Genomic DNA, 26,069 nt, shown 5'->3' with positions numbered 1-26,069 from the left:
CCGATCGAGTCTGACTGGAGTTCTTCATGTTGCGTGGCTTTCTGCTGCTGGCCGCTTTCTTTGGTTTTACCGGTGTCGCGTTGGGCGCTTTTGCCGCCCACGGCCTGAAAAACCGTCTGACGCCGGAATATCTGGCAATTTTCCACACCGGCGTCACCTACCAATTGGTGCACACGCTGGCGCTGTTCGGCGTTGCGCTGCTGGCCACGCATGTTCAGGCCCGACTGGTCACCTGGGCCGGCGTGTCCTTCACCGTCGGCATTCTACTGTTCTCCGGCAGCCTGTACGTGCTGACCACCACCGGCATCAGCAAGCTCGGCATCATCACCCCGTTCGGCGGCCTCGCCTTCCTGATCGGCTGGCTGTGCCTGGGCCTCGCCGCGTGGCGCCTGAACTGACCCACCATGAAACCGCTCCCTGTAGGAGCTGCCGCAGGCTGCGATCTTTTGATCTTCAAAAACAACATCAAAAGATCGCAGCCTGCGGCAGCTCCTACAGAGGCCTGGCCAATTCACCGGGGCAGCGGGTTTCAAGACGAATGGCTTGGGTCACCCTGTCTGATCGGGCTAGAATGCCAGCCCCTAAAAATGATGGCGGCGTTGCGCATGCGCATTCAGTTGAACGGCGAATCCCTTGAACTGCCCGACGGTGAAACCGTTGCGGCCCTGATCACCCGTCTGGAACTGACCGGACGCCGGGTAGCAGTTGAACTCAATCTGGATATCGTCCCGCGCAGCCAGCATGCCGACACCACGCTCAACGACGGCGACAACGTTGAAGTGGTGCACGCCATCGGCGGCGGCTGATTGCCAGGCCCGCGAGGGCACAGAATTCTGCAAGACCCTCACTCCTAAAGAGGATTCCCCATGAGCATCGTTCGTAGCGACAAGCCTTTTGTGCTGGCCGGTCGTACTTACCAGTCGCGTTTGCTGGTTGGTACCGGCAAGTACCGTGACATGGAAGAAACCCGTCAGGCCATCGAAGCCTCGGGTGCCGAGATCGTCACCTTCGCCGTGCGCCGCACCAACCTCGGTCAGATCGAAGGCGAGCCGAACCTGCTCGACGTATTGTCGCCAGAGCGCTACACCTTCCTGCCGAACACTGCCGGTTGCTACGACGCCATCGAAGCCGTGCGCACCTGCCGCCTGGCCCGTGAGTTGCTCGACGGTCATAACCTGGTGAAGCTGGAAGTACTGGCTGACCAGAAGACCCTGTTCCCTAACGTCATCGAAACCCTCAAGGCTGCCGAAACGCTGGTCAAGGAAGGTTTCGACGTGATGGTGTACACCAGCGATGACCCGATCATCGCCCGTCAACTGGCAGAAATCGGCTGCATCGCGGTGATGCCGCTTGCCGGTCTGATCGGTTCCGGTCTGGGGATCTGCAACCCGTACAACCTGCAGATCATCCTCGAAGAAGCCAAGATTCCTGTGTTGGTCGATGCCGGTGTCGGCACTGCGTCCGACGCAACCATCGCCATGGAACTGGGTTGCGATGCGGTGCTGATGAACTCGGCCATCGCCCACGCCCAGCAGCCGGTGATGATGGCTGAAGCCATGAAACACGCCATCGTTGCAGGCCGTCTGGCCTACCTCGCTGGCCGTATGCCGAAAAAACTCTATGCCAGCGCCTCTTCGCCGCTGGATGGTCTGATCAAGTAAGAGCCATTGATGACTGAATCGAACGACACGCCTATCCAGCCGGAAGAAGGCGACGAGCGCCAACACCGCCGCATCAAGAGTTTCGTGATGCGTGCCGGGCGCATGACCGAAGGCCAGCAAAAAGGTCTGGATCAAGGCACGCCGCTGTTCGTGCTGCCGCTGGCCGACGCGCCGGTGGATTACGATCAAGTGTTCGGCCGTTCGGCACCGCGCTCGCTGGAGATCGGTTTCGGCATGGGCCACTCGCTGCTGGAAATGGCCGCGGCGGCGCCGGATCAGGATTTCATTGGCGTTGAGGTTCACCGTCCGGGTGTTGGCGCGCTGCTCAATGGCGTGCTGACGCAGGGCCTGACCAACCTGCGGGTCTACGATTGCGACGCGATCGAAGTGCTCAACCGTTGCATCGCCGACAACAGCCTCGATCGCCTGATGCTGTTTTTCCCGGACCCGTGGCACAAGAGCCGTCACCACAAGCGTCGGATCGTTCAGGCCTCGTTCGCTGAACTGGTGCGCAGCAAGTTGAAGGTTGGCGGCATTCTGCACATGGCCACCGACTGGGAACCGTATGCCGAATACATGCTGGAAGTGATGAACGTCGCCCCGGGCTACCGCAACCTCGCCGAAGACGGCAAGTGCGTGCCGCGCCCTGCCGAACGCCCGATCACCAAGTTCGAACGCCGCGGCGAACGTCTTGGCCACGGCGTCTGGGACCTGAAGTTCGAAAAACAGTCCTGAGCCAATGCAATACCCCCTGTAGGAGCCGAGCTTGCTCGCGAAGGCGCCCGCTCATTCAACATCAACGTTGACTGACACGCCGCCATCGCGAGCAAGCTTTGCTCCTACAGCAGTTTTCGGGGCTGCACCCAAGCAAAACAGGTAGGAGCTGCGGCACGCTGCGATCTTTTGATCCTGATTTTCAAGATCAAAAGATCGCAGCGTGCCGCAGCTCCTACAGTTTTTTTGAGTACCCGAGAATTACACGGGCGAAAGGAATCGAGCGGGCACCTGCTCAGTCAGCCAGACGCCATTTTCGGCCTGATAGAACTTGAAGCCCTGCTCCTCCATCTGCTGCGCCGCAACCTGCAGAACGACTAACGTTCCATAGCGTTGACCCACGGCCGAGGCGGTGGCGATCTCCTCGGACAAGTGCACGTGATGGCGTTGTCCGGGAATCAAACCCTGTTCGTGGATCGAGTCGAGAAAACGCGTCGCAGTGCCGTGATACAGCGTTTGAGGTGGCTGTTTCTGCTCGAATTGCAGATCAACGCTTTTCGTCGAGTGCCCCTGAACCGCGCGGATAGAGTGGCCGTCTGCAGAAATCGCAAAACGCTTCTTGTCACTGCTGGCCACGACGTTTTCAATCAGCTCGCGACTCAACTGCCTGCCGTCACCCGCAGCCCCGCTGATCAGAGCGTCGATACTCGCCCAGCCCTCAGCATTAAGCGCCAAGCCGATTGCCTGAGGTTCGTGACGCAACACGAAGCTGAGAAATTTGCTTGTCTCGTCCAACAACTTCTTACTCATGAACATCCCTGATTCCCGGCAAAAAAATAAAACCCACGCTTGTAGGAGCTGCGGCACGCTGCGATCTTTTGATCCTGATTTTCAAGATCAAAAGATCGCAGCGTGCCGCAGCGTCTACAGTTGTTTTCTGGTGTCAGCGGCGGTCGGCGACTACGCCGATGAGGACGAGGACGACCAGCAGCACTGGCGCCAGGCTGTAATTATTGAACTGGCTCAGGCCTTTGATCACCCACGGCGTGGCGTAGATCAGTGCCGCGCCGCTGCCGATCAGGCACAGCAGCGCCATCAATGGCACGCGCAAGGCGCCGGCGATGCTGCCCAGGCGTTGCTCGACCCAGCCTTTGAAATCGGCGCCGAACAGCACCAGCAAGCAGCCGACCAGCGCCAAGGCGATTTCTGAGAGGTTGCTGCGGCTCCAGCGGGAGACGGTGGCGAGCAGGTCGAGTATCAAATCCATGCGTTTTCCCTTGGGACAGAAGTTGAGGGTTGAGCTCAGTTCAGAAATTGTTGCAGCAAATCGTTGAGGAACAGCTGTCCGCGCTCGGTGGCCGCCAGACGTGACGGTTCGACCTGCAACAGACCGCTTTGTTCTGCCGCTGCCCGGCCTTCGGCGAGGCTTTCCAGCGACAGCCCGGTACGCTCCGGGTACAGGCGCGATTCCACACCCGCAGTCAGGCGCAACGCGTTCATCAAAAAGTCGAACGGCAGCTCATCATTGGTCAGCGATTTCTCGCCAGCCTGAAAATTTTTCGCCGGATTCAGATAGTCCTTCGGCAGCCGTGTCTTCCACGTCCGCACGATGCGCCCGTCCGGATGGCTCAACTTGCCATGCGCACCCGCGCCAATACCGATGAAGTCGCCAAAACTCCAGTAATTGAGGTTATGCCGCGCCGGTCGCCCAGCCTGTGCATAAGCCGAGACTTCGTACTGCGCGTAACCATGCTCGGCCAGCAGCGCCTGCCCGGCTTCTTGAATGTCCCACAGCGTGTCGTCTTCCGGCAGCACCGGCGGCTGATTCCAGAACACCGTGTTCGGCTCCAGCGTCAGTTGATACCAGGAGATGTGCGTCGGATTCAGCTCGATAGCCTGGCGCAGATCGCTCAAGGCATCGTCCAGCGACTGATCGGGCAAACCGTGCATCAAGTCGAGGTTGAAGTTATCGAACCCGGCCTGCCGCGCCATCCCGGCCGCGCGCACCGCTTCGTCACCGTTGTGGATGCGGCCCAGTGCCTTGAGCTTTTCCTGCTGGAAGCTCTGGATACCGATCGACAGACGATTGATCCCCAGCTTGCGGTAGGCGACAAACTTCTCTTGCTCGAACGTGCCCGGATTGGCTTCCAGGGTGATTTCGATGTCGTCGGCAAACGGAATGCGCTGCTCGACGCCTTCAAGCAAACGCCCAAGCGCTTCGGCGCTGAACAGGCTCGGCGTACCACCACCGAAGAAGATCGATGTCAGCTCACGGCCATAAACCGCGTGCAGATCCTGATCGAGATCGGCCAGCAAGGCGTCGACGTATTCCTGCTCCGGCAACACCGGGCTGGCGGTGTGCGAGTTGAAATCGCAATACGGGCATTTGCGTACACACCACGGGATATGGATGTACAGCGACAGGGGCGGCAGCGTGGGCAGCGGCGCCCGAGGCGAAGAAGCGGCGCCGCCGACAATCAGCGACGACGCAGAAGAGTCACGGGTCATTTCAGGCCCAGACGCTGGCGCAGCAGATCCATTGCACGGGCGCGGTGGCTGATCTGGTTCTTGTCGGCCGGGCTCAGTTCGGCACTGGACACGTCGCGTTCCGGCACCCAGAACAGCGGGTCATAACCGAAACCGTGCTCGCCACTGGCAGCGGTCAGAATCCGTCCGTGCCACAGGCCTTCGCAGAGGATCGGCAACGGATCGTCAGCGTGACGCACCAGCGCCAGCACGCACACAAACTGTGCACCGCGCTCGGCTTGCGGCACGTCCTTCAAGGCGTCGAGCAGTTTGGCGTTGTTCGCCGCGTCGCCCTTGCCATCGGCATAACGCGCCGAATAGATGCCCGGCGCACCGCCAAGGAAATCCACCGCCAGACCGGAATCGTCGGCCAGCGCCGGCAGCCCGGAAATGCGTGCGGCGTTGCGCGCCTTGAGGATCGCGTTCTCGACGAACGACAGACCGGTTTCTTCCGGCTCGACCTTGCTCCACTCGCCAATCGAGCGCAGTTGCACCGATTCGCCGAGCATGGCCTGAAGTTCTTTGAGTTTGCCGGCGTTATGGCTGGCCAGTACGAGCTGCTTGATGTTCATCATTCGCCGGGAAAGAGTTCTTGGTTGAAATTGATGGTGTTGATCTTGTCGCCGTTCTGCACCTTGATTTCAAAGGTGCGGGTTTCCTGCTGTTCCACCGGGTACTGGGCGATGTAGTAGATCGCGCCCTGTTCGGTGACCTGGCGGAAATTCAGCGGCACGCTCTGGCTGGTCAGGTCCTTGACGGTGCCGGTGACGTTGGCGACCAGCGGTTTGCCGTCCTTGATCACCGAGACATTGATCACGCCCTGATTCTTGCTGCGGATCAGCTCCGCTGCCTTGGCGATGTCCGGTTGCAGGAACGTCGAGTTGAAAGTGTTGTAGTGCACCGTCACGTCGCCAAAGGTTTCCTTGCGCTCACCTTTGATGACATCCGCTGCCAGTGCGCTGGCACTCAGGCAGGCGGTCAATAACAACAACGCTAAACGACCCATGATCGTCTCCTCGAAATGACGGGATTCAGACCGCGACTTTGTGGTCTGCAAGCTGCGGGCTGCTGACGCGGTAGATACCGATCTCACCTAACAGATTAGGCCATAGCTTACTGGCCCACCCGTGGCGGTGCTGTTGATCCACGGCAAGCCGATCAATGACCTTCGCATCACGTTCGCGACACAGTTCTTCAAAGTCTTCGAAGGTGCAGAAGTGAATGTTCGGCGTGTTGTACCAGGTGTACGGCAGAAACTCGGAAACCGGCATGCGCCCCTTGCTCGCCAGGTACCAGCGGCAGCGCCAGTGACCGAAGTTCGGGAAGGTAATGATGCATTGGCGACCGACCCGCAGCATTTCGTCGAGGATCTTGTCCGGGTAGTGCACGGCTTGCAGGGCCTGGGTCATGACGACGATGTCAAAACTGTTGCTGGCGAAGTTGCCCAGCCCCTTGTCCAGATCCTGCTCGATGACGTTGATGCCCTTGGCCACGCACTCGGCGATGTTGTCGGCGTCGTTTTCCAGGCCATAACCGGTGACGTTCTTGTTGTCGCGCAGCCAGGTCAGCAGCTCGCCGTCACCGCAACCGAGGTCGAGGACGCGGCTGCCGGCGGGGATCCATTCCTGGATGATTTCCAGATCAGCTCTCATGGCTTTCTCACAACGTGATGCGGTTCATGTAATTGCCGAACGCCTGCAAGTAGCGCGGGATCGGAATCAGGAAGGCGTCGTGGCCCTGCGGTGCGTCGATTTCCAGATAACTGACGTCCTTGCGCGCCGCCATCAGCGCATCCACCAGTTCACGCGAACGCGCCGGGGAGAAACGCCAGTCGGTGGTGAACGACATCACGCAGAACTTGGCCGTGGCGTTGGCGAAGGTTTTCGCCAGGTCATCATCGAAGTTCGCCGCCGGGTCAAAGTAGTCCAGCGCCTTGGTCATCAACAGATAAGTGTTGGCGTCGAAGCGTCCGGAGAACTCTTCGCCCTGATAACGCAGGTAGCTTTCGACCTGGAACTCGACACTGTGGAAGTCGTAGTTGAGCTTCTCGCTCTTCAGGCCACGGCCGAATTTCTCGCCCATCGAATCGTCGGACAGGTAGGTGATGTGCCCGACCATCCGCGCCAGCATCAAACCGCGCTTGGGGATCACGCCCGCTTCCTGGAACGAACCGCCGTGGAATTCCGGGTCAGTGAGGATCGCCTGACGCGCGACTTCGTTGAAGGCGATGTTCTGCGCGGACAGCTTCGGTGCCGAGGCGATGGCCAGACAATGACGCACGCGATCCGGATAAGTGATGGTCCATTGCAGCGCCTGCATACCGCCGAGGCTGCCGCCGATCACCGCCGCCCACTGGCCGATGCCGAGCAGGTCAGCGAGGTGTGCCTGGCTGTGTACCCAGTCTTCCACGGTGAGCACCGGGAAGTCGGCACCAAACGGTTTGCCGGTCTCGGGGTTGATGCTGCTCGGGCCGGTGGAGCCGTTGCAGCCGCCCAGATTATTCAGGCTGACCACGAAGAACTTGTTGGTGTCGATCGGTTTGCCCGGGCCGATGCAGCTGTCCCACCAACCGGGCTTGCGGTCGTCGACGCTGTGGTAGCCAGCGGCGTGATGATGGCCGGACAAGGCGTGGCAAATCAGCACGGCGTTGCTCGCTTGCGCGTTCAGCGTGCCGTAGGTTTCGTAGATCAGGTCATAGGCGGCCAGCGACCGACCACAGGCCAAGGCCAGCGGTTCGCTGAAGTGCGCGGTTTGCGGCGTCACCAGACCAACAGAATCGGGGGGAAAGGCAGTTGGCATCGACCCTGCTCTCGTTGAAATGAGGCGTAAGTCTAAAGACCGGGGGGGTTAGCGGCAAGCAACTACCTGCGCTCGTTCCCACGCTCTGCGTGGGAATGCCTCATTGGACGCTCCGCGTCCGCTTCGGCGGGGGACGCGGAGCGTCCCGGGATGCATTCCCACGCGGAGCGTGGGAACGATCAGCGCACCAGGTCAGGCAAATCCGGCAACTTCTTCGGCGAGCAAATCTTCACTCGTTTCTGCCGGTTCAACTCACCGCTGAGCAAACTGACCTGACTCTTGGACACCCCAAACGCCTTGGCCAGAAAACCAATCAGATACGCATTGGCCTTGCCCTCGACCGGCGGTGCGGTCAGGCGGATCTTCAGGCGATCGCCGTGCAGCCCGGCGAAATCATCGCTGCGGGCTGCCGGTTGCAAGTGACACTCGAGGATCAAGTCGTCACCGTCCCATCGAAACCAGCTCACATCAGCAGACGGAGGATTTCCGGCATCATCGTCATCGCGGCCAGATTGTTGATCACCAGCATGTCGATCAGCTTAAGCGCGAGGAAGGCGAAGATCGGCGACAGATCCAGACCGCCGAGATTCGGCAGGAACTTGCGGAACGGCGCCAGCGCCGGCTCGCAGATCTGATTGACCAGCTCAGCGCCCGGATTGTGGCTGCCCGGTGCGACCCACGAGAGAATCACGCTGATGATCAGGGCGAAAAAGAAGATCTTCAGGAACAGCGCGGTCACGCCGATCAGCGACCAGATAAACAGTTGCAGCGGATTACCGGTGGTGCCGTAAGTCAGCAGCAGGGTCAGCGCCATGAGTGCCAGTTGCACCAGAATCGCCAGCACCAGCGACGACATGTCCAGGCCGAACAGGCTCGGAATGATTCGGCGCAGTGGCTTGAGCAGGGGCTGGGTCGCTTTGACAATGAACTGGCACAGCGGGTTGTAGAAGTTCGCCCGCACCAGTTGCAGCACGAAACGCAGCAACACGATCAGCAGGTACAGACTGCCGAGGGTTTGCAGCACGTAAACCGCTGCAGTGTTCAATCCAATCATGTAAGGCTCCTTATTTGCCCAGTTGTTCGGCCATTTCGGCCGAGCGGTGCGCGGCGGCGCCGAGTGCAGTTTCGACCAGGGCTTCGAAGCCATTGGCCTGGAATGATTTGATCGCCGCTTCGGTGGTGCCATTTGGCGAGGTCACGCGGCGACGCAGTTCGGCAGCATCGACATCACTGGAGACGGCCATGTGTGCCGCGCCCAACGCCGTTTGCAAGGTCAGTTGTTCGGCGATTTCCTTGGGCAGACCGAGTTTGACGCCAGCGGCGGTCATGGCTTCGATCAGCAGGAAGAAGTACGCCGGGCCGGAGCCGGACACGGCGGTCACCGCATCCAGTTGCTGTTCTTCGTTCAGCCACAGCGCGATGCCGACGGCGGACAGCAGCTCTTCGGCTTGCTGACGCTGCTCGGCGGTGACTTCGCTGGTCGCGTACAAACCACTTACGCCCTGACGCAGCAGCGCCGGGGTGTTCGGCATGCAGCGCACGATCGGCTGCTCGCCGAGCCACGCGGTCATGCTCGCGCAAGTGATGCCGGCGGCAATCGACACCACCAGCTGATTCGGTTTCAGACTCGGGCGAAGCGCTTCGCACACGGTTTTCATGGCTTGTGGCTTGACCGCCAGCACGATCACGTCGACGCCGTCGATGGCCTGAGCATTGTCGGCAAAGGTTTCGATGCCGTGTTCAGCGCTGACCCTGGCACGGGTTTCTTCGCCCGGATCGCTGGCACGGATGTGGGCAGCTTCCAGACCTTTGGCGCGCAGGCCGCCGATCAAACTGGCAGCCATGTTGCCGGCACCGATAAAGGCAATACGTGTGTTGCTCATGTGTGGTCCTTATCTGGAAACGTTCAAGATTGGGAATAGTCACGCGCGCCAAACAGGGCCGTACCGATACGCACCCAAGTGGCGCCTTGGGCAATCGCCGACTCAAGATCGTGGCTCATGCCCATGGACAGTGTGTCGAGCGGCAAATCGAGGCTGGCCTGCAATTTCTGCACGGCGGCGAAGGCCGCGTCTTGCTCGGCGCGGTCGTCGGTCGGCTCGGGGATTGCCATCAAGCCGCGCAGTTTCAAACGCGGCAAAGTGCTGATCGCAGCGGCCAGCGCCGGCAGATCGTCAGGCGTGCAGCCGGATTTACTGACCTCACCGCTGACGTTGACCTGAATGCAGATGTTCAGCGGCGGCAGCTCGGCCGGGCGCTGTTCGGACAGACGTTGAGCGATTTTCAGGCGATCCACGGAGTGCACCCAGTCGAAATGCTCGGCAATCGCACGAGTCTTGTTCGATTGAATGGGGCCGATGAAGTGCCAGATCAAGGGCAGATCCGCCAGTTCGAGCTGTTTGCTCAGGGCTTCCTGCAGGTAGTTCTCACCAAAGTCGCGCAGGCCGGCGGCATACGCTTCGCGCAGGGCCTCAGCGGGTTTGGTTTTGCTCACGGCGAGCAACTGGACGCTGTTTTCAGGACGGTGTGCGGCTTGGGTCGCGGTCTGGATGCGCGAACCAACGTGGGAAATGTTGTCTGCTATCGTGGACATCAAGAGGCGCCGGCGGTCTGAAGGTTCGCGGCATTCTACTGGAAACGAGGATCGCTATGGATATCACTGAACTGCTGGCCTTCAGCGCCAAACAAGGCGCTTCCGACCTGCACCTGTCGGCCGGTCTGCCGCCGATGATCCGCGTCGACGGCGATGTACGGCGGATCAATCTGCCGCCGCTGGATCACAAGCAAGTGCACGAGTTGATCTACGACATCATGAACGACATCCAGCGGGTCGACTTCGAGAAACATCTGGAAACCGACTTTTCCTTCGAAGTCCCCGGCGTCGCGCGTTTTCGGGTCAACGCCTTCAACCACAACCGTGGCGCCGGCGCGGTGTTCCGTACCATTCCGTCAAAAGTGCTGAGCATGGACGACCTCGCCATGAGTGATGTTTTCCGCAAAATCACCGACGCGCCGCGCGGGCTGGTGCTGGTCACCGGGCCGACCGGTTCGGGCAAATCGACCACGCTGGCGGCGATGATCGATTACCTCAACAACCATCGTCATCACCACATCCTGACCATCGAAGACCCGATCGAATTCGTTCACGAATCGCGTAAATGTCTGATCAATCAGCGTGAAGTTCACCGCGATACCCGCAGTTTCGCCACCGCACTGCGCTCGGCACTGCGCGAAGACCCGGACGTGATTCTGGTCGGTGAGATGCGCGATCTGGAAACCATTCGCCTGGCGCTGACCGCCGCCGAAACCGGACATCTGGTGTTCGGCACCCTGCACACCACGTCGGCGGCAAAAACCATCGACCGGGTGGTCGACGTGTTTCCCGGCGACGAGAAATCGATGGTGCGCTCGATGCTCTCGGAATCGCTGCTGGCGGTAGTTTCGCAGACGCTGATCAAGAAGATTGGCGGCGGCCGGATTGCGGCGCACGAGATCATGCTCGGCACGTCGGCGATCCGTAATCTGATCCGCGAGGACAAGGTGGCGCAGATGTATTCGGCGATTCAGACCGGTGGATCGCTGGGCATGCAGACCCTCGACATGTGCCTGAAAGACCTGGTGACCAAGGGTTTGATCAGCCGCGAGCATGCCCGGGAGAAAGCGCGGACGCCGGATAATTTCTGATCGCTGTTGATGAGCCTTCTCTGGGGAGGCTCATTCCTTCGTTCACACATTCCTGACCAATCAACTGCGGCACTGGCTGACAAACCTCCTTACAATCCCCTCCTTTGTTAGCTGCCTAAGCAAGGATTCTGCATGCAAGCCGCCAACCCGCGTCGCGGGTACATCCTGGGCCTTACCGCCTACATCATCTGGGGCCTGTTCCCGATCTACTTCAAAGCCATTGCCGAAGTCCCGGCGGTCGAGATCATCATCCATCGGGTGCTGTGGTCGGCGCTGTTCGGCGCGTTGCTGCTGATGGTGTGGAAACACCCGGGCTGGTTGCGCGAGTTGCTCGACAACCCTAAGCGTCTGGCGATTCTGGCCCTGAGCGGCACGCTGATCGCGGCCAACTGGCTGACGTACGTGTGGTCGGTGAACAACGGACGCATGCTGGAGGCGAGCCTCGGTTACTACATCAACCCGCTGGTCAACGTGTTGCTGGGGATGCTGATTCTTGGCGAACGTCTGCGGCGGATGCAGTGGCTTGCGGTTGGGCTGGCGGCGGTGGGTGTGGCGCAGCAGGTCTGGCAGGTCGGCAGTCTGCCGTGGGTGTCGCTGGTGCTGGCGCTGACCTTCGGTTTCTACGGGCTGATCCGCAAACAGGCTCCGGTCAAGGCGTTGCCGGGCCTGGTGGTGGAAACCTGGATGCTGGTGCCGATTGCCATCGCCTGGCTGCTGTTCAATCAGACCGCGACCAGCGCGCAACCCGAGTTCTGGACAACGTCGCAAGCCTGGTGGCTGGTCGCCGCCGGCCCGGTGACGCTGGTGCCGCTGGTGTGTTTCAACGCGGCGGCGCGGCATCTGCCCTACACCACGCTGGGCTTCCTGCAATACCTGGCGCCGACGCTGGTGCTGCTGCAAGCGGTGCTGCTGTTCGGTGAGCACTTGTCGTCCAGCACGCTGGTCGCGTTCATCTTTATCTGGGCTGGCTTGGCGGTGTACAGCGTCGACGCGTGGATAGGTTTGCGCCGGCGCAGCTGATCAAAAAATATACAAACCTCCGCAGGCCACGGTTCTCGTGGCCTGCAACGTTCCTTCCCAAGGTTATCCACAGCGTGATCCCCGCCGTTTGTGCGCAACTCACTGAATACTGGCGGTTTTTTGATCAACTCCAGCAAAGCCACGGCGGGCGTGGCGTTGCTCGCAGTCTCTACAGGTTATCCACAGGCAGGTGCACGTTAAAACTGGATAACCTGCTCAGCGTTAAATGTCTGTGCGTAACACCAATTCGACCATCAGATCATCGGCCAGGGTTTCCAGGCGCGACTGCAACACGTCGAGCGATAAAGTCAGCGGCACGGCGAGAATCGCTTCGGCATGGAACAGCGGTTCACTGCTCATCGGTGCGGGGCGCACTTCGGTCACCAGCCTTTCAAGGTTCACGCCCTGCTCGCTGAGCAAGCGGGTGATGTCACGGACGATCCCCGGGCGGTCGTTGCCGACCAATTCCATGGCAATCGGTTTCCAGGTGCAGGATTGTTCGATACCGCTTTCGGCAATCAGTACGCGAATGCCATGAGTCGACAGCGCTTGTAGGGAATCGACTAATTCGTCGTAAGCCTCTGCCGGCACGCCCACCCGCAGAATCCCGGCAAACTGCCCGGCCATCCGCGACATGCGACTTTCCAGCCAGTTACCGCCGTGCTCGGCAATGCATTGGGCAATACGCTCGACCTGCCCGGGCTTGTCCGGGGCGAAAACGGTGAGTACGAGATGGTCCATGGCGCCGCCCTCTTGTCATGACTGTTGTTATAGAAGGGCAAGTATAGGCAAGGGCGTTGATTCAGCCCGACCCGACCTACCTTGCTGGGAAACTGTGCCTGGGTTTGGGTTTGGGTTTGGGTTTGAGTTTGGGTTTGGGTTTGGGTTTGGGTTTGGGCATGAACCTGTGGCGAGGGGATTTATCCCCGTTCGGCTGCGCAGCAGTCGTAAATCCTGCCAATTCGGTTTATCTGCCAGAACGCTGGGGGCGGCTTCGCCACCCAACGGGGATAAATCCCCTCGCCACAATTGACCCCACCACCAAGCCCTATGTGACAGATGCCATAGCAGCCAAATAGTATTTATGTGTACAACTTTTGATATTTCGCTGGAACAATCCAATGGTTTTTTGAGAACATCCCGTTCCGCGATGTGACCGCAATGCGACATGAGGTCGCAGAACGACGTAATTAGTCTGATTTTCACAAGCGTAACTCATCATGTAGTATGCCGCAGCGCGCACTACATAACGCTGGATCAATGTCTGCCCAAGGCATGTTCGCAACCCTGAAAGCCCCGTCAGCAAGGCCCCAAGCCTTTGATTGGTCCCAGCCCAGCCGCCAGCAATGGCATGTACTGGTCGGCAGGTTTGTGGTTTAAATGGCCAGAGGCTTCATTGTCAAAATTGAAGAGCTGAAAAGCGAAATAGCTGAGCAGAGTGAGGCAAGCAATGACTGAACACGTTCAAGTCGGTGGCCTGCAGGTCGCCAAAGTCCTGTTCGACTTCGTGAACAACGAAGCCATTCCCGGTACCGGCCTCACCGCCGAAAAATTCTGGGAAGGTGCCGACAAGGTCATTCATGACCTGGCGCCGAAGAACAAAGCCCTACTCGCCAAACGCGATGACTTCCAGGCACGCATTGACGCCTGGCATCAGGAACGCAACGGTCAGGCGCACGACGCCGTGGCCTATAAAGCTTTCCTGCAAGAAATCGGTTATCTGCTGCCAGAAGCGGCTGATTTCCAGGCAACGACACAAAACGTCGATGATGAAATCGCCCGTACTGCCGGCCCGCAACTCGTTGTGCCGGTGATGAACGCCCGCTTCGCTCTCAATGCCTCGAACGCCCGCTGGGGTTCGCTGTACGACGCCCTCTACGGCACCGACGCGATCAGCGAAGACGGTGGCGCGGAAAAAGGCAAAGGCTACAACAAGGTGCGTGGCGACAAAGTCATCGCCTTCGCCCGTGCGTTCCTCGACGAAGCAGCGCCATTGGCGGCTGGCTCCCACGTTGATTCGACCGGCTACAAGATCGCTGACGGCAAACTGCTGGTCACCCTCAAGGATGGCAGCAACGCTGGCCTGCGCGACGACGCGCAACTGATCGGTTTCCAGGGCGACGCCAACGCGCCAATCGCCATTCTGCTGAAACACAACGGTCTGCATTTCGAAATCCAGGTCGACGCCACCACCCCGGTTGGCCAGACCGACCCCGCCGGCGTCAAAGACATCCTGATGGAAGCGGCACTGACCACCATCATGGACTGCGAAGACTCCGTGGCGGCCGTCGATGCTGACGACAAAGTGGTGATCTACCGCAACTGGCTCGGCCTGATGAAGGGCGACCTGTCGGAATCCGTGTCCAAGGGCGGCCAGACCTTCACCCGCACCATGAACCCGGACCGTACCTACACCGCGCCGAATGGCGGTGAAGTGACGCTGCACGGTCGTTCGCTGTTGTTCGTGCGTAACGTTGGTCACCTGATGACTATCGACGCGATCCTCGACAAAGACGGTAACGAAGTGCCGGAAGGCATTCTCGACGGTCTGGTCACTTGCCTCGCGGCGATGCACAACCTCAATGGCAACACCTCGCGGCGCAACACCCGCACCGGCTCGGTCTACATCGTTAAACCGAAGATGCACGGCCCGGAAGAAGCGGCGTTCACCAACGAGTTGTTCGGGCGCATCGAAGACGTGCTCGGTCTGAAGCGCAACACGCTGAAAGTCGGGATCATGGACGAGGAGCGCCGCACCACGGTCAACCTCAAGGCCTGCATCAAGGCAGCCAGCGAGCGCGTGGTGTTCATCAACACCGGTTTCCTCGACCGCACCGGCGACGAAATCCACACCTCCATGGAAGCCGGCCCGGTTGTGCGCAAGGCCGACATGAAGGCTGAGAAGTGGATCGGCGCCTACGAGAACTGGAACGTCGATATCGGTCTGAGCACCGGCCTGCAAGGTCGCGCGCAAATCGGTAAAGGCATGTGGGCGATGCCCGACCTGATGGCCGCGATGCTCGAGCAGAAAATCGCGCACCCATTGGCTGGCGCCAACACCGCTTGGGTTCCATCGCCGACCGCTGCTGCACTGCACGCGCTGCATTACCACAAGGTCGACGTGTTCGCGCGTCAGGCCGAACTGGCCAAACGTGCTCGCGCGTCGGTCGACGACATCCTGACCATCCCGCTGGCGGTCAATCCTAACTGGACGCCAGAGCAGATCAAGAACGAACTGGACAACAATTCCCAGGGCATTCTTGGTTACGTGGTGCGCTGGATCGACCAGGGTGTCGGTTGCTCGAAAGTGCCGGACATCAATGACGTCGGCCTGATGGAAGACCGTGCCACGCTGCGTATCTCCAGCCAGCACATCGCCAACTGGCTGCGCCACGGCGTGGTGACCGAAGCGCAAGTGATGGAAAGCCTCAAGCGCATGGCGCCAGTGGTTGACCGTCAAAACGCCAACGACCCGCTGTACCGTCCGCTGGCCCCGAACTTCGACAGCAACATCGCCTTCCAGGCGGCGGTCGAACTGGTGGTTGAAGGCACCAAGCAGCCGAACGGTTACACCGAGCCGGTTCTGCACCGTCGTCGTCGCGAGTTCAAGGCCGCTAACGGCCTGTAAATTTGCGCTGATGTGAAAAAGCCCTGATCTTTGGATCAGGGCTTTTTTATTGGACGCAGAATCAAAAGATCGCAGCCTTCGGCAGCTCCTACATGAGATCACCTGTAGGAGCTGCCGAAGGCTGCGATCTTTTGATCTTCAAACCTCAGGAATCGATACCTAATTCATGTTTCACCAACGCCAATAACTTCACCGTATCAATCGGCTTGAGCAGAAAATCCACCACGCTCAAATGCATCGCCGCAATCGCGTCCTTCACATCGGCATCGCCCGAGACAATGATGATCGGCATCGCCGCCCGCACCGATTCGCGTACCTGCCGAATCAAATCCAGGCCATCGACATTGCCCATGCGCAGATCGGTGATCACCAGGCCAATCGAAGGTTTCTCGGCGAGCATCTTCAGGGCTGTCTCGCCACTGGCCGCCGTCATGCAACGAATACCGTCCAACGCGAGAATCTCCGACAACAGCTCCCGGGCGTCCTTGTCGTCATCGACGATCAGTACACGCTGCGGCGGCAGATCGGGTTCGAGCATTACTGCGCTGAGCGCCTCTCGCTCGGCATCGCTCAAAATATCGTGGTCGGACATGGCGTTCTCTAAGTGTTCAAAACAGTCCCTTGGCAAGTGGTCAGACATCGCTGGGCAGAGCTTCAATGTGCACTTCGTCGGATTTTTTTCCAAGGGGGTAACCAAGGGAATTTCCGACTGTTTGCGTAGGGCATCTCCGAAACTTCGCCAATGGTGGCAAAACCTAGACTTACGTCCAATGGGCACCCTGTCCGTAGGGGCCGACCATGGCCGTAACGATCCGACAACAACAATTCGAAAAAGACTGCGGTAATGGTTATGAGTAAAGCGGACGCCTTCACCCAGGCAGGGAAAACCGCGGTATTGCAGAACATTCAGGGCACCCTGCAATTCCTCCAGCGCTTCCCGCCCTTCAATCAGATGGAACATGCCCACCTCGCATATCTGGTGGAGCAATGCCAACTGCGTTTTTACGCTCAGGGCGAGAGCATCATCAAACCCGTCGACGGCCCGGTCGAACACTTTTATATCGTCAAGCAGGGCCGGGTGGTCGGCGAACGCCAGCACATCACCAAACCCGGCACCGAGACCACGTTTGAAATCACCACCGGCGAGTGTTTTCCGCTGGCCGCCCTGCTCGGCGAACGCGCGACGCGCACCGAGCACCTGGCCGGCGAAGACACCTTCTGCCTGCAACTGAACAAACTGGCATTCATCAAACTGTTCGCCCTCTCCAACGCCTTCCGTGATTTTGCCCTACGCGGGGTCAGCAGCCTGCTTGATCAGGTCAATCAGCAAGTGCAGCAGAAAGCCGTGGAAACCCTCGGCACGCAGTATTCGCTGAACACCCGCCTCGGCGAACTGGCCATGCGTCACCCGGTGACGTGCAGCCCGGACACGCCGCTGCGCGAAGCGGTGAAGCTGATGCACGAGCAACAGGTCGGCAGCATCGTCGCCGTGGATGAACACAAGGCGCCGTTGGGAATTTTCACCCTGCGCGATTTGCGCCATGTGGTGGCCGAAGGCGTTGGCGATTTCAGCGAAGCCATCGAACGCCACATGACCCACGCGCCCTTCTATCTGTCGCCGGATCACAGCGCGTTCGATGCGGCGATTGCCATGACCGAACGGCACATCGCCCACGTTTGTCTGGTCAAGGATCAGCGTCTTTGCGGCGTGGTCTCCGAGCGCGATCTGTTTTCCCTGCAACGGGTCGATCTGGTGCATCTGGCGCGGACGATTCGCAGTGCGCAACGGGTCGAACAATTGGTGACCCTGCGCGGCGAGATCGGCCAACTGGTCGAACGCATGCTCGCCCACGGCGCCTCATCGACGCAGATCACCCACATCATCACCTTGCTCAACGACCACACCGTGTGCCGGGTCATCGAGTTGACCCTCGCCGAAAAAGGCGACCCTGGCGTGCCGTTCAGTTGGCTGTGTTTCGGCAGCGAGGGCCGCCGCGAGCAGACGCTGCACACCGATCAGGACAATGGCATTCTGTTCGATGCCCGCGACGCTGCACATGCCGCAGAGATTCGCGGCAAGCTGCTGCCCATCGCCCAGCAGATCAACCAGAGCCTGGCGCAGTGCGGCTTTACCCTGTGCAAAGGCAACATCATGGCCGGCAACCCCGAGCTGTGTTTGTCGCGGGCGGAATGGGCGCGGCGTTTTGCGGCGTTTATTCGTGAGGCGACGCCGGAGAACCTGCTCGGGTCGAGCATTTATTTCGATCTGCGCGTGGTCTGGGGCGATGAACAAAGCTGCGAACAATTGCGCCGGGGCATTCTTGATCAGGTCGGCGACAATCGTTTGTTCCAGCGCATGATGGCCGAGAACGCCCTGCGCAATCGTCCGCCGGTGGGGCGTTTCCGTGAGTTCGTATTGGCGCGCAAGAATGGCGAGAAAGCCACGCTGGATCTCAAGGTTCAAGGCCTGACGCCGTTTGTGGACGGCGCACGCTTGCTGGCGTTGGCCAACGGTATCGACGCCAACAACACCCTCGAACGCTTCCGTCAGTTGGTCGATAAAGAAGTCATCGAACGGCTGGACGGCGCGGCGTATGAAGAGGCGTATCACTTCATTCAGCAGACGCGCATGCAGCAACATCAACTGCAGACGCGGGAGAATTTGCCGTACTCCAACCGTGTCGATCCCGACAGCCTCAATCATCTCGACCGACGCATCCTCCGCGAATCCTTGCGGCAGGCGCAACGCCTGCAAAGCAGCCTGACCTTGCGGTATCAGCTATGAGCCTGTTTTCGTGGCTGCGCCCGGCGAGTCCGGTGGTGCCGGCGGACTTGCAGCAGCGTCTGGCCAAGCTGCCGGTGATCACCGAGCTGAGCGACTGCAGCCTGCGTGAGCAACGCTGGGTGGTGCTGGACCTGGAAACCACCGGGCTCAACCTGAACAAGGATCGCGTGCTGTCGATTGGCGCGGTGGTGATCGAGGACGGCGCGATCGACTTCAGTCAGCAATTTGAGCGCACCTTGCAATGCCGGGAGTTGAAGCTCAGCCCCAGTGTGTTGATTCATGGACTGGGGCCGAATGCGATTGCCGCTGGTAGTGAGCCGGCCGAGGCGTTGCTGGAATTGCTGGAGTTTATTGGCGACAGCCCGGTGCTGGCGTTTCATGCGCCGTTTGATCAGCACATGCTCGGGCGTGCGGTGAAGGAGCATCTGGGGCACAAGTTGCAGCAGGTGTTTGTGGATGTCGCCGACATTGCACCGCTGGTGTGCCCGCAAGCGCAGATTCGCGAGGCGGGGCTGGATGAGTGGATCGACTGGTTCAAGCTCGAAGTGTTCGAGCGGCATAACGCAAGTGCCGATGCGCTGGCCACGGCGGAACTGGCGTTGATCCTGTTCAGCCGCGCGCGCGCGCAGCAGATTCATAGCCCGCTGAATTTGCAGCAGCGCCTGAGCCAATGGAAACGCCGCCAGCAAGCCCCCTCCTTCTAAAAGCCCCCTGTAGGAGCTGCCGCAGGCTGCGATCTTTTGACCTTGATCTGCAAAAACAAGATCAAAAGATCGCAGCCTGCGGCAGCTCCTACAGGTTTATCCAAACATGTCACCTGACCAGTGGCCAATTGCTAACCATTCCCACCTCTGCCAGAATCGCGAACAATTCGCGTTAGTTAATATTTCCCAATCGGTGATGTCCGGTGTCGTCAGTCCCAAGCCCTCACAGTGAACTTGTTGGTGCGATGTATCGCGACCATCGCGGTTGGCTGCTGGCGTGGCTGCGGCGCAACGTGGCCTGCCCGCAACGTGCCGAAGACTTGAGTCAGGACACCTTCGTGCGCCTGCTCGGCCGCGACGAGCTGCTGACACCCCGCGAACCACGAGCGTTTCTGGTGGCGATCGCCAAAGGCCTGCTGTTCGACTACTTCCGTCGCGCCGCGCTGGAACAGGCCTACCTCGCCGAATTGATGCTGGTCCCTGAAGGTGAACAGCCTTCTATAGAAGAACAGCAACTGATCCTCGAAGACCTCAAGGCCATCGACCGCCTGCTCGGCAAACTGTCGACCAAGGCCCGCGCCGCGTTCCTGTATAACCGTCTCGACGGCCTCGGCCACGCCGAGATCGCCGCCAGGCTCGGCGTGTCGGTACCGCGCGTGCGCCAATATCTGGCGCAAGGCATTCGCCAGTGCTACATCGCCCTGTACGGTGAGCCGACGTGAGCCCGGCCAGTTCCCGCCCCGTCCCGGCGCATGTGCTGGACGCGGCGATTGCCTGGCAACTGACCCTCGATTCGAGCAGCCCGCTGGAACGCGAAGAGTTCGCCAAATGGCACGCGGCGCATGAAGAACACGCCCGCGCCTGGCGCCAGTTGGGCATGCTTGATCAACGTTTCAGTGTGGCCAAAGGCCCGGCGCGCAATGCACTGCTGCAATCACGCGAAGGCATTCGCCGGCGAGTGCGCAAGCTCGGCAGCGGGCTGGCCAGCGTTGTGCTGATCGTCGGTCTCGGGCTGTTCGCCAGTGAACGGTGGCTGCCGCTGGACTACTGGCTCGCCGATCAGCGTACGGCCACGGGCGAACAACGCACCGTGCGCCTGGCCGATGGCACCGTACTCAACCTCAACACCCACAGCGCAGTGGATGTGCGTTTCGATGAGAAGCGCCGACTGATCGTGTTGCAGGAAGGCGAGATTCTGGTCGAAACCGGCCACGGCGATGCGCGGCCATTTATTGTCGAAACCCGCGAGGGCAGCATGCGCGCCCTGGGCACGCGCTTCCTGGTCAAGCGCGAGGACGAAGGCACACGCCTGAGCGTGTTGCAGTCAGCGGTGGCGGCCCACGCGCAATTCAATCCTGAAGAACAGATCCTGCGTGAAGGCCAACAAGTGCTGCTGCGCAGCGATGGTCTGGGCTCGATTGTCGCCCTCAACCCCGGCGCCGATGCGTGGACGCGCGGCATGCTGGTGGTCGACAACGCGCGGCTGGGCGATCTGTTGCATGAGCTCGGGCGTTATCGTCGCGGGCATCTGGGTGTGGCGCCGGAAGTGGCGGACTTGCGGATTACCGGCAGCTTCCCGCTGCATGACACCGATAAAGCCCTAAACGCCCTGCTGCCCACTCTTCCGGTGCAGATCGAGCAGCACACACAGTATTGGGTGACGGTCGCGAAGGCTGATTCCAAGCCTGAATGATCAGGTGGCTGAGCGGTTGCTATCGCGAGCAGGCTCACTCCTACAGTTGAAATGCGTTCCCCTGTAGGAGTGAGCCTGCTCGCGATGGCGTCATCCGCCACACCGCTGTTTTCCGCAAATCAAAATTATTTTCATCCAGCCCTATCACTTTTCGAGTTTCATCCGGCACACAGGCAATTGAGAAATATTTCCATTCAGGAGCCGCCGTATGTCCCGTTCGCTAGACACCTTGTTGCGCCCCAGTCTGCTGGCCGTCGCCATTGCTTTCAGCACCCCGCTGATCAGCAGCCCGTTGCTCGCCGCTGAACAAGCGTCCAGCGTGCGCGCCTACAACCTGCCGGCCGCACCGCTGTCGACCACCCTGAACCAGATCGCCAGCCAGGGCGGCCTCGCGCTGTCGCTGAATCCGGCGCTGGCGGCGGGCAAGACCTCGGCACCGGTCAGCGGCCAGTACGACGCGGCCGGCGCCCTGCGTGCGGCCCTGCGCGGCACCGGTCTGCAACTGGAGCAAAGCAGCGCGGGCACCTACAGCCTGGTCGCCGTGCCTGACGGCGCAATGGCCCTGCCGGAAACCGCGATCATCGGCGTCGAAAACACCGAAAGCGCCTGGGGCCCGGTTGAGGGCTACACCGCCACCCGCACTGCCGCCGGCACCAAGACCGACACCGCGCTGGTCGAAGCACCGCGCTCGATCTCGGTTGCGACCCGCCAGCAAATGGACGACCGCAGCGTGCACAGCCTCGATGACGCCGTGCGCTACATGCCGGGGATCACCGCCAGCAGTTATGGCAGCGATACGCGCATCGACTGGCTGCGCGTACGCGGTTTCGAGCCGACCCAATTCCTCGACGGCCTGCCGCTGCCACGCGGTGTGTACGCCAACCCGAAACCGGAAACCTGGAACCTCGACCGCCTCGCCCTGCTCCGTGGCCCGGCGTCGTCGGTGTACGGCCAGACCCCGCCAGGCGGTTTGCTCGACATGGTCAGCCGCCGCCCGAGCGCCGAAGCCAGCAGCGAAATCCAGTTGCAGTACGGCAGCGACAACCACCGTCAGATCAACTTCGCCAGCACCGGCAAGATCGATGACGCCGGCCAGTTCCTCTATGGCATCAGTGGCGTGGTGCGCGACAGCGACACGCAGATCGACCACATCGAAAACAAGCGCTACAACATCGCGCCGAGCCTGACCTGGAACATCGACGACGACACCAGGCTGACTTTGCTCACGCAGTTCACCCGCGACGATACCGGCGTCACCAGCCAGTTCTATCCGATTCAAGGCACCAAGATCGACATGCCGTTCGGCAAGATCTCCCACCACAAGAACCTCGGTGATCCGGACTACGACTACTACGACCGCACTTACTACGCGCTCGGTTATGCCTTCGAACATCGCCTGAACGATGTCTGGCAGTTCAAGCAGAACCTGCGTTACACCAAGTCGGACCTGGCGTTCCAGACTGTCACCGTCAACAGCTACAACCCGTCGTTCGCCGGTTTCACCGTGGACGATCAGGGCAATGTCGGCCGCGGCACCACCAACGTCGATGAAGACATCAGCCAATTCGCCGTGGACAACAACTTCCAGGCCGATTTCGCCACTGGCGACATCCGCCACACGCTGCTGCTGGGTTTCGATCATCAGCGCAGCAACACCAACTACACGTCGATCTTCGGCTCCGCACCGAGCATCAACGTCAACAACCCGATCTACGGCCAGACCATCGTGCGTCCACCGCGCTCCAGCGCGTTTTACGATTACGACCAGAAGACCACCCAGACCGGTCTCTACGTGCAGGACCAGATGGCCCTCGACCAGTGGCGCCTGACCCTCGGCGGGCGTGAAGACTGGGTACACACCAGCACGCAGTTCATCAACAAGGGCGACGCCACCAACACCCAGCGTGACAAGGCGTTCAGCGGCAACGCAGCGATCAGCTACGTGTTCGACTCGGGTTTTGTGCCGTACCTGTCCTACGCCGAATCGTTCCAGCCCACCAGCGGCGCCGACGCCACCTCGACCGACTCGTTCAAGCCGACCGAAGGCAAGCAGTGGGAACTGGGTATCAAGTACCAGCCGCCGGGCAGCAAAACCCTGCTCAGCGCTGCGGTGTATGACCTGACCCAGAAAAACGTTTCGGTCAATTCCATCGTCAACAACGTGACCATCACCAGCCAGACCGGCGAAGTGAAAGTCAAAGGCCTGGAGCTGGAAGCGGTCTCCGATGTGACCGATAACCTGAAAGTCATCGCCGCCTACACCCTGGCCAAGTCCGAAGTGCAGAAAGGCGTCGACAAGGGCAACCGTCTGCAACTGATGCCGAACCAGCAAGCCTCGCTGTGGACTGACTACACCTGGCACACCGGCGTACTCGACGGCTTCGGCGTTGGCGCCGGCGTGCGTTACACCGGCAACACCTACGGCGACAAAGGCAACACCTGGCTGGGCAAGGCGGATGCCTATACCGTGTTCGACGCGAGCGTGCATTACGACCTCGGCCGTCTGGACAACAGCCTCAAAGGCGCGTCGCTGGCAGTCAACGCGACCAACCTGTTCGACAAGGACTACATTTCCACCTGCGACGGTTTCTATTGCTACTACGGCGACCAGCGCAGCGTCGTCGCCAGTGCCACTTACAAGTGGTAAGCGACTGAGCTGAACCAGGCCCTGTTACCAGGCCGTCCCTCGGGGACGGCTTTGGTGTTTTTGAAGGTCATGAAATGAAAAGTAAAACAATTCGTCGCTGGTCGTTTATCCACACCTGGACCAGCCTGATCTGCACCGTGTTTTTGCTGATGCTGGCATTGACCGGTCTGCCGTTGATTTTCAGCCATGAAATCGACCATCTGATCGGTGATGCCCCAGAGTTGCGCGAAATGCCGGCCGACACGCCGCAGCTCAATCTGCAGCAACTGGTGGATGCCGCGCAGAACCATCGGCCGGGCGAAGTCATGCAGTATTTCGGTTACGACGATGAAGACCCGAACGCGGCGTTCGCGATCATGGCGAAAACCGCCGGCACCGAACCGAACTCCTCGCACACCTTCATGCTTGATGCACGCACCGGTGAAGCGCTGGAAACCCCGTCGGCCAACGGCGGTTTGATGCTGTTTATCCTGCGCCTGCACGTCGACATGTTTGCCGGGCTGCCGGGCAAGTTGCTGCTGGCGTTCATGGGCTTGCTGTTTGTCGTGGCCATCGTGTCCGGGACGGTGCTGTATTTGCCGTTCATGCGTCGGTTGAAATTCGGCACCGTGCGCCAGGACAAATCGACGAGGTTGCGCTGGCTCGACCTGCATAACCTGATCGGCGTGGTCACACTTACGTGGGCGTTGGTCGTCGGCGTCACCGGCGTGATCAGCGCCTGCGCCGACCTGCTGATTGCCGCCTGGCGCAACGATGCACTGACCGCGCTGATCGAGCCTTACCGCGATGCCCCGCCGCTGACGCACCTGGCGCCGGCCACGCGTTTGCTCGACATCGCCGCTGAAGTCGCGCCAGGCATGAAGCCGGATTTCATTGCCTTCCCCGGCACACGGTTTTCCAGCGAGCACCATTACTCGGTGTTCATGAAGGGCGGCACGCACCTGACCTCGCATCTGCTGACGCCGGTGCTGATCGACGCGACGACTTTGCAGGTCACCGCCGTCGCCGAACGCCCGTGGTACATGGACGCCATGGGTATGTCGCAACCGTTGCACTTTGGTGACTACGGCGGCATGCCGATGAAAATCCTCTGGGCCACGCTTGATGTACTGACCATCATCGTCCTCGGCAGTGGCGTCTACCTGTGGGTGGTGCGCCGCAAAGCGGCCAAGCCCGTGCCGGAAACGGCGGAGGCCTCTGTATGAGGCCGCGTCAGTCGAATTTCTGGAAAGTCTTCAGCACGCCGATCGTGATAGCGCTGCTCAGTGCGGCAGGTTTGTTTGCGGCGCTGCTGGGTGACGGGGTCTGGGATGCGTTGAGCTGGGTCGGGCTGGGTGTGCCGGCGGTTCTGGCCACAAAAGGTCTACTGCTGCGAAGCTGAAAAACCTTTGTAGGAGTGAGCCTGCTCGCGATAGCGGTGGGTCATCCAACATTGATGTTGAATGTGATTACGCTATCGCGAGCAGGCTCACTCCTACATTGGGTCCGGCATGAGGCTTGAGGTCGTGGGCTGACACGCTATGCTGCTCCCTCATCGTTCTGATCGAGACCCTGCCAATGTCCGCCCCCAGCATGACCCTGTACCACAACACGCTCTCCCCGTTTGTTCGCAAAGTGATGGTGCTGCTGCACGAGACCGGCCAGCAGGATCGCGTCGCGTTGCAAGACTGTGTGCTCAGCCCGGTCAGCCCCAGCGCTGAACTCAACGCCGACAACCCGCTGGGCAAGATTCCAGCCCTGCGCCTGGCCGATGGCAACGTCATCCATGACAGCCGTGTGATCCTCGAATACCTCGACCATCAACATGTCGGCAATCCGCTGATCCCGCGCGAAGGCGCGGCCCGCTGGCGCCGTCTGACCCTCGCTTCAATGGCTGACGGGATCATGGACGCCTCGGTGATGGTGCGTTATGAACAAGTGTTGCGTGCCCCGGAAAAACATTGGGACGAATGGCTGGAGGCCCAACGCGAGAAGATCCGCCGCGCCCTGAATCTGTTGGAGAACGACGCGATTGCCGAGCTGACCAGCCACTTTGACGTGGCGGCGATCAGCGTGGCCTGCGCGTTGGGCTACCTGGATCTGCGTTTCCCGGATCTGGGCTGGCGTGAGGCCAACCCGCAACTGGCTAACTGGTTTTTTGAAGTGAGTCAGCGACCGTCCATGATCGCGACCATGCCCAAGCCTTAGTTTTTTGGCACCTGCTCCGGC

At 60.3% G+C, this 26,069-nt stretch carries 28 protein-coding genes; 15 read left to right on the top strand and 13 right to left on the bottom strand.

Annotation, left to right across the window (positions count from 1 at the left end; all coding sequences use genetic code 11):
• Window positions 1-26: 26 nt before the first annotated feature.
• The 4 genes from ACZZ0B_RS29130 to trmB all read left to right on the top strand — a co-directional run bounded on the left by ACZZ0B_RS29130 (window position 27) and on the right by trmB (window position 2,396).
• Window positions 27-398 (top strand): DUF423 domain-containing protein, encoded by a 372-nt coding sequence (locus tag ACZZ0B_RS29130; RefSeq protein ID WP_463546833.1) that lies wholly within the window; start codon window positions 27-29, stop codon window positions 396-398.
• Window positions 399-605: 207 nt separating this feature from the next.
• The gene (gene thiS / locus ACZZ0B_RS29125) at window positions 606-806 is read left to right on the top strand and encodes a sulfur carrier protein ThiS (protein ID WP_122604433.1); all 201 of its coding nucleotides are present in this window, start codon (window positions 606-608) and stop codon (window positions 804-806) included.
• Between the two features lie 60 nt (window positions 807-866).
• Window positions 867-1,661 (top strand): thiazole synthase, encoded by a 795-nt coding sequence (locus tag ACZZ0B_RS29120; RefSeq protein WP_007913621.1) that lies wholly within the window; start codon window positions 867-869, stop codon window positions 1,659-1,661.
• Window positions 1,662-1,670: 9 nt separating this feature from the next.
• The gene (gene trmB / locus ACZZ0B_RS29115; RefSeq protein WP_008083818.1) at window positions 1,671-2,396 is read left to right on the top strand and encodes a tRNA (guanosine(46)-N7)-methyltransferase TrmB; all 726 of its coding nucleotides are present in this window, start codon (window positions 1,671-1,673) and stop codon (window positions 2,394-2,396) included.
• A 240-nt stretch (window positions 2,397-2,636) separates the two neighbouring features.
• Here the strand turns inward: trmB and ACZZ0B_RS29110 are convergent, their stop codons facing one another.
• The 11 genes from ACZZ0B_RS29110 to ACZZ0B_RS29060 form a co-directional block, all read right to left on the bottom strand.
• The gene (locus tag ACZZ0B_RS29110) at window positions 2,637-3,185 is read right to left on the bottom strand and encodes an RNA 2'-phosphotransferase (protein WP_008083810.1); all 549 of its coding nucleotides are present in this window, start codon (window positions 3,183-3,185) and stop codon (window positions 2,637-2,639) included.
• A gap of 133 nt (window positions 3,186-3,318) precedes the next feature.
• Window positions 3,319-3,642, bottom strand: a complete 324-nt coding sequence (locus ACZZ0B_RS29105; RefSeq protein ID WP_008083808.1) for a DUF3392 domain-containing protein — start codon at window positions 3,640-3,642, stop codon at window positions 3,319-3,321.
• Window positions 3,643-3,677: 35 nt separating this feature from the next.
• Window positions 3,678-4,883 (bottom strand): radical SAM family heme chaperone HemW, encoded by a 1,206-nt coding sequence (hemW, locus tag ACZZ0B_RS29100; protein ID WP_158834168.1) that lies wholly within the window; start codon window positions 4,881-4,883, stop codon window positions 3,678-3,680.
• Window positions 4,880-5,476: an RdgB/HAM1 family non-canonical purine NTP pyrophosphatase gene (gene rdgB / locus ACZZ0B_RS29095; protein WP_007913634.1), complete on the bottom strand. Its 597-nt coding sequence runs from the start codon at window positions 5,474-5,476 to the stop codon at window positions 4,880-4,882. The genes hemW and rdgB overlap by 4 nt, the downstream gene beginning before the upstream one ends.
• Window positions 5,473-5,907, bottom strand: a complete 435-nt coding sequence (locus ACZZ0B_RS29090; RefSeq protein WP_008083800.1) for a DUF4426 domain-containing protein — start codon at window positions 5,905-5,907, stop codon at window positions 5,473-5,475. The genes rdgB and ACZZ0B_RS29090 overlap by 4 nt, the downstream gene beginning before the upstream one ends.
• A gap of 25 nt (window positions 5,908-5,932) precedes the next feature.
• Window positions 5,933-6,553, bottom strand: a complete 621-nt coding sequence (gene metW / locus ACZZ0B_RS29085) for a methionine biosynthesis protein MetW (RefSeq protein ID WP_008083798.1) — start codon at window positions 6,551-6,553, stop codon at window positions 5,933-5,935.
• Between the two features lie 7 nt (window positions 6,554-6,560).
• Window positions 6,561-7,700 carry a homoserine O-succinyltransferase MetX gene (gene metX, locus ACZZ0B_RS29080; protein WP_008083796.1) on the bottom strand — a complete coding sequence of 380 codons (1,140 nt, stop codon included), beginning with the start codon at window positions 7,698-7,700 and terminating at the stop codon, window positions 6,561-6,563.
• Between the two features lie 179 nt (window positions 7,701-7,879).
• Window positions 7,880-8,167 carry a DUF167 domain-containing protein gene (locus ACZZ0B_RS29075; RefSeq protein WP_463546832.1) on the bottom strand — a complete coding sequence of 96 codons (288 nt, stop codon included), beginning with the start codon at window positions 8,165-8,167 and terminating at the stop codon, window positions 7,880-7,882.
• Window positions 8,164-8,754 carry a YggT family protein gene (locus tag ACZZ0B_RS29070; protein WP_008083788.1) on the bottom strand — a complete coding sequence of 197 codons (591 nt, stop codon included), beginning with the start codon at window positions 8,752-8,754 and terminating at the stop codon, window positions 8,164-8,166. Before ACZZ0B_RS29070 ends, ACZZ0B_RS29075 begins: the two co-directional genes overlap by 4 nt.
• A gap of 10 nt (window positions 8,755-8,764) precedes the next feature.
• Entirely contained in the window at window positions 8,765-9,583 is an 819-nt protein-coding gene (gene proC, locus ACZZ0B_RS29065; protein WP_008083786.1) for a pyrroline-5-carboxylate reductase, read from the bottom strand.
• Window positions 9,584-9,606: 23 nt separating this feature from the next.
• Window positions 9,607-10,293, bottom strand: a complete 687-nt coding sequence (locus ACZZ0B_RS29060; protein WP_158834166.1) for a YggS family pyridoxal phosphate-dependent enzyme — start codon at window positions 10,291-10,293, stop codon at window positions 9,607-9,609.
• A gap of 56 nt (window positions 10,294-10,349) precedes the next feature.
• Here ACZZ0B_RS29060 and ACZZ0B_RS29055 point away from each other — a divergent pair, with 56 nt between their 5' ends.
• Entirely contained in the window at window positions 10,350-11,384 is a 1,035-nt protein-coding gene (locus ACZZ0B_RS29055) for a type IV pilus twitching motility protein PilT (protein WP_463546831.1), read from the top strand.
• A 132-nt stretch (window positions 11,385-11,516) separates the two neighbouring features.
• Window positions 11,517-12,404: an EamA family transporter RarD gene (rarD, locus tag ACZZ0B_RS29050; RefSeq protein ID WP_440095852.1), complete on the top strand. Its 888-nt coding sequence runs from the start codon at window positions 11,517-11,519 to the stop codon at window positions 12,402-12,404.
• Between the two features lie 222 nt (window positions 12,405-12,626).
• Here rarD and ACZZ0B_RS29045 read toward each other — a convergent pair whose 3' ends face one another.
• The gene (locus ACZZ0B_RS29045; protein WP_463546830.1) at window positions 12,627-13,145 is read right to left on the bottom strand and encodes a glycine cleavage system transcriptional repressor; all 519 of its coding nucleotides are present in this window, start codon (window positions 13,143-13,145) and stop codon (window positions 12,627-12,629) included.
• A gap of 709 nt (window positions 13,146-13,854) precedes the next feature.
• Here ACZZ0B_RS29045 and ACZZ0B_RS29040 point away from each other — a divergent pair.
• Window positions 13,855-16,032: a malate synthase G gene (locus ACZZ0B_RS29040; RefSeq protein WP_463546829.1), complete on the top strand. Its 2,178-nt coding sequence runs from the start codon at window positions 13,855-13,857 to the stop codon at window positions 16,030-16,032.
• Window positions 16,033-16,177: 145 nt separating this feature from the next.
• Here the strand turns inward: ACZZ0B_RS29040 and ACZZ0B_RS29035 are convergent, their stop codons facing one another.
• Window positions 16,178-16,624, bottom strand: a complete 447-nt coding sequence (locus ACZZ0B_RS29035; protein WP_008083781.1) for a response regulator — start codon at window positions 16,622-16,624, stop codon at window positions 16,178-16,180.
• A 258-nt stretch (window positions 16,625-16,882) separates the two neighbouring features.
• Here ACZZ0B_RS29035 and ACZZ0B_RS29030 point away from each other — a divergent pair, with 258 nt between their 5' ends.
• The 8 genes from ACZZ0B_RS29030 (at window position 16,883) to ACZZ0B_RS28995 (ending at window position 26,048) form a co-directional block, all read left to right on the top strand.
• Window positions 16,883-18,817 carry a DUF294 nucleotidyltransferase-like domain-containing protein gene (locus ACZZ0B_RS29030; RefSeq protein WP_463546828.1) on the top strand — a complete coding sequence of 645 codons (1,935 nt, stop codon included), beginning with the start codon at window positions 16,883-16,885 and terminating at the stop codon, window positions 18,815-18,817.
• A complete protein-coding gene (locus ACZZ0B_RS29025) occupies window positions 18,814-19,521 on the top strand; it encodes a 3'-5' exonuclease (protein ID WP_463546827.1) in 708 nt (235 codons plus the stop codon). The genes ACZZ0B_RS29030 and ACZZ0B_RS29025 overlap by 4 nt, the downstream gene beginning before the upstream one ends.
• A 245-nt stretch (window positions 19,522-19,766) precedes the next feature.
• A complete protein-coding gene (locus ACZZ0B_RS29020) occupies window positions 19,767-20,243 on the top strand; it encodes an RNA polymerase sigma factor (RefSeq protein ID WP_440095858.1) in 477 nt (158 codons plus the stop codon).
• Entirely contained in the window at window positions 20,240-21,214 is a 975-nt protein-coding gene (locus ACZZ0B_RS29015) for a FecR domain-containing protein (RefSeq protein ID WP_463546826.1), read from the top strand. The genes ACZZ0B_RS29020 and ACZZ0B_RS29015 overlap by 4 nt, the downstream gene beginning before the upstream one ends.
• Before the next feature lie 208 nt (window positions 21,215-21,422).
• Window positions 21,423-23,861, top strand: a complete 2,439-nt coding sequence (locus ACZZ0B_RS29010; protein ID WP_463546825.1) for a TonB-dependent siderophore receptor — start codon at window positions 21,423-21,425, stop codon at window positions 23,859-23,861.
• A gap of 74 nt (window positions 23,862-23,935) precedes the next feature.
• Entirely contained in the window at window positions 23,936-25,066 is a 1,131-nt protein-coding gene (locus tag ACZZ0B_RS29005; RefSeq protein WP_463546824.1) for a PepSY-associated TM helix domain-containing protein, read from the top strand.
• A complete protein-coding gene (locus ACZZ0B_RS29000) occupies window positions 25,063-25,242 on the top strand; it encodes a hypothetical protein (RefSeq protein WP_463546823.1) in 180 nt (59 codons plus the stop codon). The genes ACZZ0B_RS29005 and ACZZ0B_RS29000 overlap by 4 nt, the downstream gene beginning before the upstream one ends.
• Before the next feature lie 176 nt (window positions 25,243-25,418).
• Window positions 25,419-26,048, top strand: coding sequence for a glutathione S-transferase (locus ACZZ0B_RS28995; RefSeq protein WP_008078080.1), 630 nt, complete (start codon window positions 25,419-25,421; stop codon window positions 26,046-26,048).
• Window positions 26,049-26,069: the final 21 nt, after the last annotated feature.

It is taken from the genome of Pseudomonas sp. AC247 (assembly GCF_979258015.1).
This window is presented reverse-complemented; position numbering and strand designations above follow the sequence as displayed.